The 14607-nt window shown below is 39.0% G+C and carries 15 protein-coding genes; 8 read left to right on the forward strand and 7 right to left on the reverse strand.

Annotated elements, in window-relative coordinates; translation table 11 throughout:
* Positions 1 to 251: 251 nt before the first annotated feature.
* Entirely contained in the window at positions 252 to 2006 is a 1755-nt protein-coding gene (locus tag VNN39_RS01050) for a glycoside hydrolase family 13 protein (protein ID WP_339007142.1), read from the reverse strand.
* A 253-nt stretch (positions 2007 to 2259) separates the two neighbouring features.
* Between VNN39_RS01050 and VNN39_RS01055 the strand changes: the two genes are divergently transcribed.
* The 3 genes from VNN39_RS01055 (at position 2260) to VNN39_RS01065 (ending at position 5772) form a co-directional block, all read left to right on the forward strand.
* Positions 2260 to 3495 (forward strand): extracellular solute-binding protein, encoded by a 1236-nt coding sequence (locus VNN39_RS01055; protein ID WP_017368934.1) that lies wholly within the window; start codon positions 2260 to 2262, stop codon positions 3493 to 3495.
* A gap of 71 nt (positions 3496 to 3566) precedes the next feature.
* Entirely contained in the window at positions 3567 to 4916 is a 1350-nt protein-coding gene (locus VNN39_RS01060; RefSeq protein ID WP_339007144.1) for a sugar ABC transporter permease, read from the forward strand.
* Position 4917: 1 nt separating this feature from the next.
* Positions 4918 to 5772: a sugar ABC transporter permease gene (locus VNN39_RS01065; protein ID WP_017368932.1), complete on the forward strand. Its 855-nt coding sequence runs from the start codon at positions 4918 to 4920 to the stop codon at positions 5770 to 5772.
* Positions 5773 to 5813: 41 nt separating this feature from the next.
* Here VNN39_RS01065 and VNN39_RS01070 read toward each other — a convergent pair whose 3' ends face one another.
* Both VNN39_RS01070 and msrA read right to left on the reverse strand, forming a co-directional pair.
* The gene (locus tag VNN39_RS01070; RefSeq protein ID WP_165714373.1) at positions 5814 to 7184 is read right to left on the reverse strand and encodes an LCP family protein; all 1371 of its coding nucleotides are present in this window, start codon (positions 7182 to 7184) and stop codon (positions 5814 to 5816) included.
* Positions 7185 to 7261: 77 nt separating this feature from the next.
* Positions 7262 to 7804, reverse strand: coding sequence for a peptide-methionine (S)-S-oxide reductase MsrA (gene msrA, locus VNN39_RS01075; protein WP_252175632.1), 543 nt, complete (start codon positions 7802 to 7804; stop codon positions 7262 to 7264).
* Between the two features lie 59 nt (positions 7805 to 7863).
* On the opposite strand from msrA, the gene VNN39_RS01080 reads away from it, so the two are divergent.
* Positions 7864 to 8133 carry a bacteriocin immunity protein gene (locus VNN39_RS01080; RefSeq protein ID WP_165711373.1) on the forward strand — a complete coding sequence of 90 codons (270 nt, stop codon included), beginning with the start codon at positions 7864 to 7866 and terminating at the stop codon, positions 8131 to 8133.
* Between the two features lie 49 nt (positions 8134 to 8182).
* Here the strand turns inward: VNN39_RS01080 and VNN39_RS01085 are convergent, their stop codons facing one another.
* The 4 genes from VNN39_RS01085 to VNN39_RS01100 form a co-directional block, all read right to left on the reverse strand.
* Complete coding sequence (locus VNN39_RS01085) at positions 8183 to 9229, reverse strand: VanZ family protein (RefSeq protein WP_165713200.1); 1047 nt, start codon at positions 9227 to 9229, stop codon at positions 8183 to 8185.
* Between the two features lie 127 nt (positions 9230 to 9356).
* Positions 9357 to 9881, reverse strand: a complete 525-nt coding sequence (locus tag VNN39_RS01090) for a GNAT family N-acetyltransferase (protein WP_165711375.1) — start codon at positions 9879 to 9881, stop codon at positions 9357 to 9359.
* Positions 9882 to 9951: 70 nt separating this feature from the next.
* Entirely contained in the window at positions 9952 to 10614 is a 663-nt protein-coding gene (gene cmk / locus VNN39_RS01095) for a (d)CMP kinase (protein WP_017368926.1), read from the reverse strand.
* A 28-nt stretch (positions 10615 to 10642) separates the two neighbouring features.
* Positions 10643 to 11152, reverse strand: a complete 510-nt coding sequence (locus VNN39_RS01100; RefSeq protein WP_338997708.1) for an SAG1386/EF1546 family surface-associated protein — start codon at positions 11150 to 11152, stop codon at positions 10643 to 10645.
* Positions 11153 to 11197: 45 nt separating this feature from the next.
* Here VNN39_RS01100 and VNN39_RS01105 point away from each other — a divergent pair, with 45 nt between their 5' ends.
* From VNN39_RS01105 to VNN39_RS01120, 4 genes are all read left to right on the forward strand, one after another.
* Positions 11198 to 11401, forward strand: coding sequence for a ferredoxin (locus VNN39_RS01105; RefSeq protein WP_017368924.1), 204 nt, complete (start codon positions 11198 to 11200; stop codon positions 11399 to 11401).
* A 251-nt stretch (positions 11402 to 11652) separates the two neighbouring features.
* The gene (locus VNN39_RS01110) at positions 11653 to 12642 is read left to right on the forward strand and encodes a mannose/fructose/sorbose PTS transporter subunit IIB (protein ID WP_339007147.1); all 990 of its coding nucleotides are present in this window, start codon (positions 11653 to 11655) and stop codon (positions 12640 to 12642) included.
* Positions 12643 to 12672: 30 nt separating this feature from the next.
* Positions 12673 to 13476 carry a mannose/fructose/sorbose family PTS transporter subunit IIC gene (locus VNN39_RS01115; RefSeq protein WP_003134975.1) on the forward strand — a complete coding sequence of 268 codons (804 nt, stop codon included), beginning with the start codon at positions 12673 to 12675 and terminating at the stop codon, positions 13474 to 13476.
* 22 nt (positions 13477 to 13498) lie between these two features.
* Complete coding sequence (locus VNN39_RS01120) at positions 13499 to 14596, forward strand: PTS system mannose/fructose/sorbose family transporter subunit IID (protein ID WP_339007149.1); 1098 nt, start codon at positions 13499 to 13501, stop codon at positions 14594 to 14596.
* The last annotated feature ends 11 nt before the right edge of the window (positions 14597 to 14607 follow it).

Below are 14607 nucleotides of genomic sequence, written 5' to 3' on the forward strand. Positions count from 1 at the left end.
TTTCCTTTTAATTATATTTCTTGAAATTAAAGCAAGTTCTTCGAAAACGATGAATAGAGTCAGAAATACATTGATTTAAAATAATATTTGTTACCCCACCAACACTTGTTATATAGCTGCTCTATCGAGTCTGAGGTTCCTTTTTCTCTATTATGTCAAAATTTTCCCATATAAGAAGCAATATCTGGGCCATAGTCATCTTTTAGAAGAATGAGCTATTAATTCGTTACTATATCTTGTTTAAATTTCTATTATTTATAGATTACAAAGCCATTTTTCTGAACTTGATTGTTTTCACTCAAGTGCGCCAGCAATATTTTACTCGCTTCGAAATTAACCGGCTGTGACCCCTTGTTGAAGACTGCCTTAAGCTTACCCCGTACCAGTTTCACCACTCCTTGAGCATCATCAACACACTGCCAGTCTAAATCTGATTGGCTTAGTGTCTCTGCGTATTCTCTACGGAAAGCTACCAAGTCTTTGAAGAAAGCAAACATTTCTAAATCTTGATGTTCTTCGGTCCAAGGCATGCATTTGCGACAATCTGGATCAGCGCCCCCATCCAAACCATATTCGTCACCATAATAGATACAAGGGACACCTGGTTGGAGATACATGAAGGCCTGAACTTGTTTAACTAAGTCTTTACTTCCTTTAGCTTGTGTTAAAAGACGAGGTGTGTCATGGGAATCTAAGATGTTAAACATAACTTGATTCGTCTGTTTACGATAAAGCATAAGTTGAGCATTAATCGCCGAAACCATTTGTTCTAAGCTTAACTCTTCTTTCACAAAAGTATCAATAATCGCATTTGTATAAGCATAGTTCATTACTGCCGAAAATTCATCACCAACAAGCCAAGGTTGTGCTGAATGCCAGACTTCTCCTAATATGTAGAAATCATCCTTCACTGCATCACATGTGGTACGAAATTTTTTCCAGAAAGCATGATCGACTTCGTCTGCCACATCTAAACGCCATGCATCAATATCGCACTCCTTGATCCAGTATTCTGCAATATTAAGCAAATACTCTTGAACTTCTGGATTGGCAGTATTTAATTTTGGCATATGCGGTGTAAAGGCAAATGTATCGTAAGTCGCCGCTTCAGAAACCTCAAAATCCTCGGTTGGCGTGTAAGTTGCGGGCCATTCATTAACATGGAACCAATCCGCATATTTTGAATTTTCTTGATGTTTAAGGACATCTTGCCACTGCGGACTTGTATCCCCAATATGGTTAAAGACCGCATCAAGCATTACTTTGATACCTCGTTGGTCAGCTTCTTTAACTAATGTCTTGAAGACATCTAAATCGCCAAAATACTGGTCAATTTTCAAATAATCTTCCGTATCATATTTATGATTCGAATATGCTTGGAAGACAGGGGTAAAGTAAATGCCATTCACACCTAAGTTTGTCAGATGATCCAAATGATTGATTACTCCTTGAAGGTCGCCACCGTATAAGTCTTGACGCTCAGGAGATTCAGTTGGATCCCATTCTTTAACTCCTACTGGGTTAATCGCTGGATTCCCATTGGCAAAACGTTCGGGGAATATTTGATACCAGACTGTATTTTTGACCCAATCCGGGGCCTTAAATCGATCAACTTCATGGAAGAAAGGCATACGAAATGCAGCATACTTCTTTGTGAGTAGTTTGTCTTCATAAGGGAGAATACCAGAGTCAGTATAAACAACCTTTTCTCCATCTCGGCCCGTAATCACGAACACGTAGTCCATACGCTTATGGGGAACACTAACCTCGGTCATATAGAAGTCACTCTCTGCTGTAGCCAAACCGTACTTCATTTCTGCCTCTTGATAATCCCAGACCATCTCTGGTTCATCATCACGTTTTACAAACATATAAGGGTCACCATAGATCAATGCAACACTTTGAACATCGTTACGAGCAACACGTAAACGGATATGAATTGTTTCCTCTGTATAGAGATAAGCAAATTCTGATTCTGGACGGTGATAAATGGCTGCTTTATTCATGAATAAATACCTCTTTTTTTCTTGTTTTTTTCATTTTAGCACAAGCTCATCATTTGCGCAACCGTTTGCAGTATATTTTTTTGTTGAAAATGAAATCCCAAGGAAAACTTTCTATTATATACAGCTATAACGTGTATATACCACCACACACAGTAATCAAATTGTAATAAGTTTATACTTGACAAAACGGAAGCGTTTGCATAAAATAGAATTACAAATTAGAATAATTATTTTCATTAGGAGGAAATATTTTATGAACACATGGAAAAAAATCGCTCTGGGTAGCGCTTCTCTGATTGCTCTTGCTAGCCTCGCTGCTTGTGGGAATAGTAAGGATAGTGGAAGCACAACTTCTGCATCTTCAGATGCTAAAGACCATAAAGGTGCAGTTACACTCTGGGTCGATCCAGCAAACGTTGCTTCTTATAAAGATTTAATTAAAAACTTCAACAAAGAATACCCAAACATTAAAGTGACTGTCACACAATCTCCAAACGGTTCTGCAAACGCAAAACAAGATGTGAGTAAAGACCCTGGACAAGCTGCGGATGTCTTTAAAGTACCAAATGACCAGTTGGGAGCCATGGCTGAAGCAGGATATATCAATCCTCTTTCACCATCAGCAACAGACTGGGTAAAATCGAATGATATCTCTATCGCTGTTGATGCTGTCTCTTGGAAAGGTAAACTCTATGCTTATCCCCAAGATGAACAATCAAACATTGTTTACTATAATAAAGCGAAATTTAGTGAAGCTCCAAAAGATTGGGCAGACTTTACAGCAGAAAAACCAATCGGAACAGATTTCACTAACTCATATAACTGGTATCCTGTATTCTTAGCCAATGGAACACAGCTTTTCGGTAAAGATGGTGAAACTGTTGACGGTACGGATGCAAATACTAAAGCTGGCATCCAAGCTATGACTTGGTTTGCTCAACAAAAAGCAAATCCTGGTGTCAAACAATCTGGTACAGCACTTCTCGCTGACCTCAAATCTGGTAAAACACAAGCTATCCTAAATGGCCCATGGGACGGTAGCACAGTAAAAGAAATCCTTGGCGATAACTTTGGTGCAACTACCTTACCAACTGCTGACTTCGGTTCAGGCTCTAAACAAATGCAAGCATTCTCTGGTGTGGGTACTCTTGCTGTGAACTCACAATCTGAAGATCCTGTAGCTGCCTCTGCTTTAGCACAATATCTATCAAACACTGAATCACAATTGGCACTCTATAAAGCCAATAATGCAATCCCAGTTTCAAAAGAAGCCCAAAAAGATTCTGAAGTTGCAAAAGACCCTGTAGCTCTTGCAGTTATCAAACAAGTAGAAAACGATACATTGATGCCTAAGATGCCACAAATGGCAACATTCTGGAACTTGGCTGCCCCACTTATCGAAAATGCGTATACAGGTAAGACTCCAGCAACACAATACCAAGCACAACTTGATAATTTCGTAAAATCAATCTCATCAGCTACTGAATAATTTTTGATTAACTTAAGGGGATTGGGCTCATCCTAATCCTCTTATTTTTTATATACAAAAGGGTAAAATATATGTTTAAAAAGAAAATTAAACCATCTCCTGAAGCAACATACAAAGAGGTATGGCGCGAGGGTGATATTTTCACAAAACTCAGCTTCTTTATCATGGGTTTAGCACAACTAAAAAATAAACAATGGCTTAAAGGACTTAGCTTCCTCATCATCGAAATTGTCTTCCTTTTCTGGCTCATCTTCAATGGTATCAGCTCAATCAGTCTTCTGAGCAGCCTTGGACATATCAAGAATAAACAAGTCGTTTTTGATGAAGCACGACAAATTTATGTCACTCAACAACCTGACAACTCCATGCTTATCCTCCTGTTTGGTGTCATGTCATTAGTACTCATTGCGATGGTTGCGGTTATCTACGTTACAAGTCTTCGTTCAACACGTTACCTCTATGCCTTAAATCGTGATGGAGAGCATATTCCTACAACGATGGAGGATTTGGCTACACTCTTAGACAGCCGTCTCCATTACACACTGATGGCGATTCCTTTGCTTGGAATTTTAGTTTTCACAATTGCCCCTTTGCTTTTCATGATTACCATTGCCTTTACTAATTTCAACCAAGACCATCCTATCGGATTTTCTTGGACTGGGTTTGCTTCATTTGGTGAAATTTTGACAGGGAATATCGCAGGAACATTCTTTCCTGTCTTAGGTTGGACCCTCGTTTGGGCTGTGGCAGCTACAGCGACAACCTTCTTCTTTGGTGTCTTACTTGCGCTCTTGATTGAATCATCTGGAATTAAATTTAAGGCTTTCTGGCGTACACTCTTTGTTATCGTTATGGCCGTTCCTTCTTTTGTTTCCCTCTTAATGATGAATATGTTCTTGGACAACAACGGTCCACTTAACAGTTGGCTTCAAAGTATCGGTTTGATTGATCACCCTATTCCATTTTTAATGGATCCTTTGTTAGCGAAGTTTTCAGTTATCGGCGTTAATATGTGGATTGGTATTCCTGTATCGATGTTAATTTCAACTGCGATTATCCAAAACTTGCCAACTGATCAAATTGAAGCAGCAAAAATTGATGGCGCCAACAGTTTTGATATTTTCCGCTCTATTACTTTCCCACAAATTTTGTTTGTTATGACACCTGCTTTAATTCAACAATTTATCGGAAATATCAATAACTTCAACGTTATTTTCCTCTTGACTGGTGGTGGGCCACTGAACGCAGAGTATTTCCAAGCGGGTTCTACTGACTTATTGATCACTTGGCTTTACAGCTTAACTATGAAGTCTATTCCAAGTTATAATATCGCTTCAGCTATTGGTATCGTGATCTTTATCATCTCAGCTACAGCTTCATTGTTTGCTTACCGTCGTACAAACGCTTTTAAGGAGGGCTAAAATGAAATCATATAAACGCCAACGTCAAGCTTCATTAGTACTCAGATACTTGCTCTTGACCTTACTCGCAATCATCTGGATTTTCCCAATTATTTGGATTATCCTGACCAGCTTTTCTAAAAATAATACTGGATTTGTTTCGACATTCATTCCCCAGCAGTGGACTCTGGATAATTTTACTGGTATTTTCAATAACCCAGTTTATCCTTATGGTCATTGGCTCCTCAACACATTTATCATCGCAGTTATCTGTGCAGTTGTTAATACCTTGATTACTACTGTTATGTCGTATGTCTTGTCACGCTTACGCTTCAAATTACGTAAACCTTTCCTACAGTTGGCACTTATTATCGGAATGTTCCCTGGTATCATGGCGATGATTGCTCTTTATTACATCCTAAAATCATTCAATATGACAAACTTAGTTGGTCTGACTTTGATCTATATAGGCGGATCTGGTTTAGGCTTCTATATCTTTAAAGGTTTCCTCGACACAATCCCTGCTTCAATTGATGAAGCGGCTGTGATTGACGGCGCAACTAAATGGCAAATTTTCACCAAAATTACTTTGCCTTTGTCAAAACCAATGATTGTTTACACATCACTCACTGCCTTTATTGCACCTTGGCTTGACTTCCTCTTTGCGAGTGTTATCTTGGGCGGTGGCGATCCTAAGTCACGTACCATTGCCTATGGTTTGCAGAACATGATGACCAACTCCAGAGGATCCTCTGCAACAAACTTTACCCAATTTGTTGCGGGATGTGTGATTATCGCAATCCCTATCACTATTCTCTTCATTGTGATGCAAAAATTCTATGTTAAAGGAATCACTGCCGGTGCAGATAAAGGATAATAAACTAAAAAAGCACTCAACTTTGCGTTGAATGCTTTTTTTTATTGTCCCAAAAGTTCCTGTGCTTTTGCACCATACTTGTTCATATCAATGAGGATACCTGAACCTCCGTACATATCATAGGCAGATTGCCAATCATTGTCGGATGGGATCGTTGTATTTTCTACACCACCAAACATTGCCGGTAAAGCTTTTGTGATCAGGAATGTGTTGGAAAGATTTGTCATTGTAACAGCCCGAGCTGTACCCAAGGCACTTGCACCAGTAAAGAGTGTCAACGGATTTTTAACTTTTGATGTGAGCGTTTGCATCACTTGCTGTTGACGTTGGACACGTCCAAAGTCGCCTTGATCATCGTGACGGAAACGTGCATAGTTCAAAAGCGTGCGTCCATCCATTCGTTGTGGACCTTGCTTGATCATCATAAAGATTCCACCGCCATCAGGATAGCCCAAGGCCGCAGCTTCTTCTGCACTCAATTCCTTATCGTTTTTGGCCATACCTTCTGTTTCCGCTAAATCATCTGGTACGGGGACTTCATCAAATTTTTGACCGTTAATTGTAGCGAATTTGGCATCAATCTGTACTCCTCCAGGGAACATCGAATCAATCACTGTTGCAAAACTTGAGAAGTCCACTACAGCATAGTACTTGGCATTTATACCAAAATTTTGCTGCAAGGTTTGACGCACAAGTTCGACTCCTTGATTTTCATTTTGCTCACCAATCGTAAAGGCCGCATTAAGCTTCATGTTAGGGCCTTGACTTGCATCACCAACACCTGGGATGTTAACCAGAGTATCACGCATAAAACTCACTAATTGCATTTTACCATTCCTGCCAACATTCAAAACCATAATACTGTCAGAGTGAGCCACTCCTGAACTTTGCCCTGGACGCTGATCAGCACCTAGCAAAAGGATATTGACTGAGCCATCAGCATTGGCAGCACCATTGAACTGTTCGGCTTTAATTCCACCACCTTCTCGGCTGATTCCACGCTGATAGCCATAAATAAAGAAACCAATCATAATCAATATCAGTGCGATTAAAATAAAGAAGATCCGTTTGAGCCAACTTTTCTTTTTCTTTGGTTTTTTACTTCCTGTTTCCTCAGATGTTCCATCATCCAAGTTCTCTTCTGCACGACGACTTTCTTTCTTTTTCCCACGTTTGGATAAAAATGCTTCCGGTGCTGAATCGAAAGATCGGCTGGATCTTCTCCTTCTCTCAGAAGAAGAACTTTCAGACTGTGCGCGTTCTTCTTCCAAGTCAGCTGCGTATTCTTCTTCAAGAGCTTGCCAGCCTTCTATCTCTTCTACTAATTCATAATATTCTTGCTTTTCGCGTTCACTTAAGTAAGCTTTATTTGCTCTTAAGTATTCAAAACGTTTTTGTTTATTATCTTTCATTATCTGTCTATTATATCATGATTTTTTATTTTTGATAAAAGCCTTTCATAATTCTCAGCAGAATACAGATCCTTTTCTTAAGTTTTTTTACCAAAAAATTTATTTCTGAATCGTTTAACTTTCAGAAACTGTTCACGTGCTTTGTGCATCTGTTTATATCTCTTAGGGTTCTTTTTATAAAAATCTTGGTGATAATCTTCAGCTGGCCAAAAAGTTTGCGCATTTTCTATAGGGACTATAATTGGTTTATCCCAGAGCCCCGACTCCGACAAGGCCTGCTTACTTTTCTCAGCAGCTTGACGTTGTTTCTTATTTTGAACATAGATTACTGGTCTATAATTACTACCTCGATCATAAAATTGACCTGCTTCATCCGTTGGATCAATAAGATTCCAGTAAATTTCCAATAAGGTATCGTAAGAAATAACGGTATTTTCAAAAATTATCTCCACAGCTTCAGTGTGCCCCGTATATTTTCCGGAAACTTCATCATATGTCGGGTCATCCACATGACCACCAGTATAACCGCTGATGACAGACACTATGCCAGGACGTGTTTCAAAAGGTTCAACCATACACCAAAAACATCCTCCAGCAAAAATTGCAGTTTCTTTACTCATAGTTCTTCCTCCAAGCACATTATAGCACATTGAAAAGGCTTGCATGATATAATTTAACTATGAATAAATCATTAAATCAGGTTGAAATTTTGAATGAAATGTACAACTTAATTTTAAGCAAACATATCCGAGAGTGGGAACGTACGTTGATATTAGAAGCTAAAAATCGCATTGAAAGTCAAGAAAATCTTGAAGATACCTTAGTTCAATTAGAGTCCCAATTACGCCCACTAGCTCTTCGCTATAATTTAACACCTATGACAAGCGAATTTTATAATAAAATATCCAATTCGAGCTTGTTTGGGCGTGGTGTCGGCCACCGTTTATAAGTACCCATCTTTTTAATAAAAAACGTTAGCCTTGCTAACGTTTTTTATCTCATACTTCTTTTGCACTTAATTCCGTTTGACTCAAGCGTTCATACCACAACTTTCGTGTGCGTGAAAGTGTTGCAAAGAGAATATCGAGTATTGGCAACATAAGAAGAATTAGAAAAAGTACTACCATCAATAAATTTTGACTCAACTCCCTTTGTGGGATGTAAGCTGAACGCTGCAAGAAATAAGACAAGAAGGCCACAATCCCAAAATTAATGCAAGACAAGAGTTGGCGACTTAGAATCTTCCAGCGACTTCCTTCTATTTTTATTTTAAGAAGTTTTTGACCAAAAGTAACATTAAAAATGACAGGAATAGCCACGAAAGCAATAAGCATTGCTATATAAAAATGCGGTACAAAGTTCGATAGAAGATTCGCAAAAACGAGATCTACACCAAAGGCAATACTCCGTCGTATCATTCCAATCTGAGCAGGAACAGCTTGTTTAGCATCCAAATCAGGTAAAACCTTCACAAGTAAACACGCAATACCAAACCCTAACATACTTCCTAATGTATTAATCATTAAATCATCCACATCAAATAAACGATAAGGACGAGGATAAAGACCAAAAAGAGCTGAGCGTTGTAAAAGTTCAAACGATAAGGTGAGCATAAAACTCCATACTAAAGTTTGAGAAAAATTGCGCTTAAAGAGATAACGTAAATATATCCCAAATGGCAGTGTCAACAGAAGGTTAAAAAAAGGCTGAATAAAACTTGGCGCTTTTATAGCCATTAGCCATGTGGAAGAATCGTCGAGTACCAGCGGATTATAAGTTATAAACTGACGTACAAACTCAAAAGGAACAAGGTTTTGTTTAGGCCCTGTCATCTGTGCAACTTGTGCCACATCAGGCAAGGGAAAGATAGTCATCGCATAAGCACAAACTATGTAAAGAACAAAAGAAAAATTGACGATAAAACGCCAAGGGTTAACACGTCCATATTTACGATATTGAACGATCATATAAGGAATAAGGCTCAGTAAGAAAAAAACAAAGAAGAGCAATACACCAATTTGAATAGCATGGAGATAAGTAAGCATATAGATCCTTAAAAAAATTTTTTATCTTTATTATAACAAAATTAATCAACTAAAAATGTTGGATAAGTTTATAAAAATATTTTGAATGAAAGGTAAGTGTATATCATTAATACTTCTCGTACAGTGACTATGCCTCAAATGCTTGAGCATATTTGATACAACCTGAAACATTTCTTAGTGCCTCTGGCTGTAAAGGTCGAATCATAAAAGCTTCTGCTGGAACGTCAAATGGTGCTTTAACTTTATATTTTTCAGCAGGTACATAGCCAAAACGAGAATAATACTGGGGATGCCCCAGAATACTTATGTAAGAAAATTCTTTTTGGATGGCACGTTTTTCTAACTCTTTCAGAAGATGTTGCCCCACTTTTTTACCTTGCCAAGAAGGTAAAACAGCTAATGGTGCAAGCACTAGCCCTTTATAACTTGCCTTATCGTTTATAATATTTACTTCGCTAAGTAAACCATAACCAACAATTCTCACTCCTTCAGTTGCAACCACTTCTAACCCTTCAACATAGCTGCAATCTGTTCGAAGCTTTTCTACAAGTTCTGCTTCATTACCATAGCCATGTTCTGACCTACTAAAAGCTTGCCAGATTAACTGCCTGACTTCTTCATAGTCTTTTTGCTCGATACTTCTTATTTCCATTTTTTTCTCCTTCTTTATAATAGAAAAAACGGAATATTTTACTCCGTTTCTTCCTTTAAAATGTGATTGATTACAAAAGCTCTCGGGCTTTTTCTTCGATAAAACCTGCCACTTGATCAATCGTTTTTCCTGTACTGTCTAACAGTATAGCATCCTCAGCTTGTTTTAAAGGTGAAACTGCTCGTGTACTGTCCTTACGATCACGTTCGGCAATTTCTACTTTGAGGTCTTCCAAATCAGTAGGGATATTTTTTTGTAAATTTTCTTTATAACGTCGCTCTGCGCGTTCATCCACAGAAGCCACAAGGAAAATCTTCAAATCCGCATGAGGGAGGACAACCGTACCGATGTCACGTCCATCCATGATAATGCCACCTTCGTCAGCAATACGTTGTTGCTCGGCAACTAAAAATTCGCGTACTTGAGCTAAAGCAGATATTTTTGAAACATTCTGTGTTATTTCGTTTGTACGAATAATCTTAGTAATATCCTCCGTTCCTAAAAACACAAGCTGACCATCAGCAGTATTTTTAAAGAAGATTGGTTTTTTCTTAATCACATCAATGATTTTTTGAGGATCTTCTGTTTTGTTTTGGAGGGCAACCAGTGTTGCCGCACGATACATTGCGCCCGTATCTAAATAGATGATTCCCAGATTTTGTGCAACGATTTTAGCGACAGTTGATTTCCCGCTTGAGGCAGGACCATCAACAGCAATTTGTAACTTTATCATGTTTCTTTCCTATTATAAATGCTTTTTATTATTTTAATTTTAATACTTGGCCAGGTGATATTGGTAAACCATCGGCATTGTATCCTGTTGCTGAGATATTATTAAGGCTTGCGATTACAGACCATGCAACACCTGTCTTCGCTGATATCTTACTTGGATCATCTCCAGCTACAATAACATAAGTTGCTCCCTCTTCTGTCGAGGATTCTTCAGTGGTTGGTGGTGGAGCTACTGTGCTTTCTTCTGGTTTTACTTCCTCAGTTGTCTGCTCTGTTTGTTCCTCCGTAGTTTGCTCTACAGTCTTTTCTGGATTTTCTTGAGCAAATCCACCACTATGTTGCGTTTGATTATTCCAAAGAATAAAGGCAATCATAAAACCAACCAGTAAAAACATCGTCACGACAGTAAAGGTCAAAGCACGTGAAGTTAATGACTTGTTATTTTGTTTTTTTCTAGGTGTGCTACCCGAACGCCTCTTTTCGGAATCTGCTTTCATGGCCTTGTAGATTTCTTTATCCCACGGTTCTTTTTCTGCCACATCTTTTTCCTTTCCTTTTTTATTTTTTTATATTATCATCATTGTATGAAAGTAAACATAATACCAGAAAATTGTATTGCATGCGGCCTTTGTTATTTACATGCTCCAGACGTCTTCGATTACCATGACAATGGTATCGTTAAATTTAATAATTCCGATAAACTGGAAAAAGAATATATTTCTGATGATAAAATAATAAGTGCAGCCAAGGCATGCCCAACAGCTGCGATAAAGATTACCAAATCTTAAAACCTTAAACTCTGATATTTATTTTACCATAAAATTACTTCTTTATCTAACTATTTCGTGATTTTAATTGAGTATTCTCATTATATATACAGCTTGTTTTTAACCGACAAGTTGTTTTTATTTTGGCTATTTAAATTAAAAAATCAGATTTATGAAACCAGTTTCACAAATTTTTGCAAATGTTTTCAATTTGTAGTATACTAAGACAGTAATAATTATATTATATAAAAATTTATAAGGAGGTTACTCAATTGAGTATCGGAATTGTTATTGCGAGCCACGGTGAATTCGCTGCAGGCATCAAGCAATCTGGTTCAATGATCTTCGGTGAGCAAGAGAAAGTACAAGCTGTCACTTTCATGCCTAACGAAGGACCAGACGACTTACGCGCCAAAATCGAAGCCGCTATCGCAACATTTGATGCTGAAGATGAAGTCCTTGTCCTTGCTGACTTGTGGAGCGGTTCTCCATTTAACCAAGCAAGTGCTGTTATGGGTGCCAATCCAGAACGTAAGGTAGCTATCATCACAGGCCTCAACTTGCCAATGCTTATTCAAGCCTACACAGAACGTATGATGGATGCTTCTGCTGGTGTTGAACAAGTTGCTGCAAACATTATTAAGGAAGCGAAAGCTGGTATTAAAGCATTACCAGAAGAGCTTAATCCTGCTGAAGAAAGCGCTGCACCAGCTGAATCTGGCGTAAACGCTGCTGCTATCCCAGAAGGTACTGTTGTTGGTGACGGTAAGATTAAAATTAATCTTGCACGTATCGACTCACGTCTTCTCCACGGTCAAGTTGCCACTGCTTGGACACCAGATTCAAAAGCAAACCGTATCATCGTTGTTTCTGATGCTGTTGCCAAAGATGAGATGCGTAAAACACTTATCACACAAGCTGCACCTCCAGGTGTTAAAGCCAACGTTGTCCCTATCAAGAAAATGATTGAAGTTGCTAAAGATCCACGTTTTGGTGAAACTAAAGCCCTTCTCTTGTTTGAAACTCCTCAAGATGCACTTGCTGCTATTGAAGGTGGTGTTCCTGTAGAAACACTTAACGTGGGTTCTATGGCACACAGTACAGGTAAAACAATGCTTAACTCAGTATTGTCTGTAAACAAAGATGATGTTGCCGCTTTTGAAAAGTTACGTGATCTCGGCGTTAAATTTGACGTTCGTAAAGTCCCTAACGATTCTAAATCTGACTTGTTTGCTTTGATTAACAAAGCAGACGTTAAGTAAAATTAAATATTATTAGGAGAAATTTATAAAATGAGTATTATTTCAATCATTTTAGTTCTTATCTTCGCGTTCTTAGCTGGACTTGAAGGTATCTTGGACCAATGGCAATTTCACCAACCAATTATCGCCTGCTCATTGATCGGTATCGCTACTGGTCACATGGCTGCAGGGATCATCTTGGGTGGTTCATTGCAAATGATCGCCCTTGGTTGGGCTAACGTTGGTGCCGCTGTCGCACCTGACGCTGCACTTGCTTCTGTCGCTTCTGCTATCTTGATGGTTCAAGGTGGTAACTTTGACTTGACACACATCACTGGTGTTATCGTACCTGCCGCTATCTTGTTGGCAACTGCTGGTCTCGTACTTACTACATTGGTTCGTTTCCTTTCAGTTGGTATCGTTCACTTAGCTGATGCTGCTGCTGAAAAAGGTTCTTACTCAGGTGTTGCTGGTTGGCACATGTTCGCACTCCTTCTTCAAGGTTTGCGTATTGCTATCCCTGCTGCAATCATCCTTGCTATCCCTGCTGAAACAGTAACTGCTGCCTTGAACTCAATTCCTGATTGGGTTTCTAAAGGACTTGCTGTTGGTGGTGGTATGGTTGTTGTTGTTGGTTACGCAATGGTTATCAACCTCATGGCAACTAAAGAGCTATGGCCATTCTTCTTCCTCGGATTTGTACTCGCACCACTTTCTTCAATCACTTTGATTGGTATGGGTATCCTTGGTGTTGTTATCGCTCTTATCTACCTCAATCTTTCTAATACTGCTGGTAACGGTGGCACTGCTTCTTCAAGTGGTGACCCAATCGGCGATATTCTCAACGATTATTAATTAGGAAGGAGATTTTATAAAAATGGAAAATACAAATAAAAAGTTTAGCCTTTCTAAAAACACACGCTTGAGCGTTATGTTCCGTTCAATGTTCCTTCAAGGTTCTTGGAACTACGAACGTATGCAAAACCTTGGTTTCCTCTATTCAATCATCCCTGCATTGAAACAGTTCTACAAACCAGGTTCTGAAGAAGCTAAAGAAGCTTTGAAACGCCACATGGAATTCTTCAATACTTACCCATACGTAGCCGCACCTATCGTCGGTGTTACATTGGCCCTTGAAGAAGAAATCGCTAACGGTGTCGAAATCGACGAAGCAGCTATCCAAGGTGTGAAAGTCGGTATGATGGGACCTCTCGCTGGTATCGGTGACCCTGTCTTCTGGTTCACAGTACGTCCTATCGTTGGTGCCATCGCTGCCTCACTTGCAACTGGTGGTTCTATTATCGCTCCAATCTTCTTCTTCGTTGTTTGGAATGCAATCCGTATCGCTTTCTTGTGGTATACACAAGAGTTTGGTTACAAACAAGGTACTGCAATCACAAGCGACCTCGGTGGAGGAATGCTTCAACAAATTACTAAAGGTGCATCTATCCTTGGTATGTTCATCCTTGGTGTATTGATCCAACGTTGGGTTAACATCAGCTTCACTGGTCCTAATGCTATGCTCCCATCTAAACCTTTGGCAGATGGCGCTTACGTTGGTGAATGGATCGACAAAGCAGGTAAAGTCGTTGTTCAAGGTGCCCAAACAGGTACTACTGGCGATGGTGTTGCTAAGTTTGATTGGTTAGACCAAGCAGGTAACGTTGTTGGTAACGGTGTTGCTGGTCAAGACGGTTTCGCACATTACGTAACTGTTGATCAACTTAACACAGTTGACGGTTCTACATTGCACAACATCTTAGGTCAAGTATCATCTGGTCTTGGCTTGAGCCCAGAACAAACACAATCACTTCAAGACGTGTTCAATTCATTAATTCCTGGATTTATCGCATTGCTCTTGACTTTCCTTGTTCTTTGGATCTTGCGCAAATGGAAAAACAAAAACGCACCATTGTTCATCATCATTGGTATGTTCGTTCTTGGTATCGTACTTCACGTTGCAGGTCTTGCTTAATAAGATTTTAA

The organism is Lactococcus formosensis (assembly GCF_037892375.1).
Taxonomy (GTDB): domain Bacteria; phylum Bacillota; class Bacilli; order Lactobacillales; family Streptococcaceae; genus Lactococcus; species Lactococcus formosensis.

Bases quoted from the DNA above. Each gene is read 5' to 3' on its own strand.
- VNN39_RS01050 (WP_339007142.1), bottom strand. From the start codon at position 2,006: ATGAATAAAGCAGCCATTTATCACCGTCCAGAATCAGAATTTGCTTAT.
- VNN39_RS01055 (WP_017368934.1), top strand. From the start codon at position 2,260: ATGAACACATGGAAAAAAATCGCTCTGGGTAGCGCTTCTCTGATTGCT.
- VNN39_RS01060 (WP_339007144.1), top strand. From the start codon at position 3,567: ATGTTTAAAAAGAAAATTAAACCATCTCCTGAAGCAACATACAAAGAG.
- VNN39_RS01065 (WP_017368932.1), top strand. From the start codon at position 4,918: ATGAAATCATATAAACGCCAACGTCAAGCTTCATTAGTACTCAGATAC.
- VNN39_RS01070 (WP_165714373.1), bottom strand. From the start codon at position 7,184: ATGAAAGATAATAAACAAAAACGTTTTGAATACTTAAGAGCAAATAAA.
- msrA (WP_252175632.1), bottom strand. From the start codon at position 7,804: ATGAGTAAAGAAACTGCAATTTTTGCTGGAGGATGTTTTTGGTGTATG.
- VNN39_RS01080 (WP_165711373.1), top strand. From the start codon at position 7,864: ATGAATAAATCATTAAATCAGGTTGAAATTTTGAATGAAATGTACAAC.
- VNN39_RS01085 (WP_165713200.1), bottom strand. From the start codon at position 9,229: ATGCTTACTTATCTCCATGCTATTCAAATTGGTGTATTGCTCTTCTTT.
- VNN39_RS01090 (WP_165711375.1), bottom strand. From the start codon at position 9,881: ATGGAAATAAGAAGTATCGAGCAAAAAGACTATGAAGAAGTCAGGCAG.
- cmk (WP_017368926.1), bottom strand. From the start codon at position 10,614: ATGATAAAGTTACAAATTGCTGTTGATGGTCCTGCCTCAAGCGGGAAA.
- VNN39_RS01105 (WP_017368924.1), top strand. From the start codon at position 11,198: ATGAAAGTAAACATAATACCAGAAAATTGTATTGCATGCGGCCTTTGT.
- VNN39_RS01115 (WP_003134975.1), top strand. From the start codon at position 12,673: ATGAGTATTATTTCAATCATTTTAGTTCTTATCTTCGCGTTCTTAGCT.
- VNN39_RS01120 (WP_339007149.1), top strand. From the start codon at position 13,499: ATGGAAAATACAAATAAAAAGTTTAGCCTTTCTAAAAACACACGCTTG.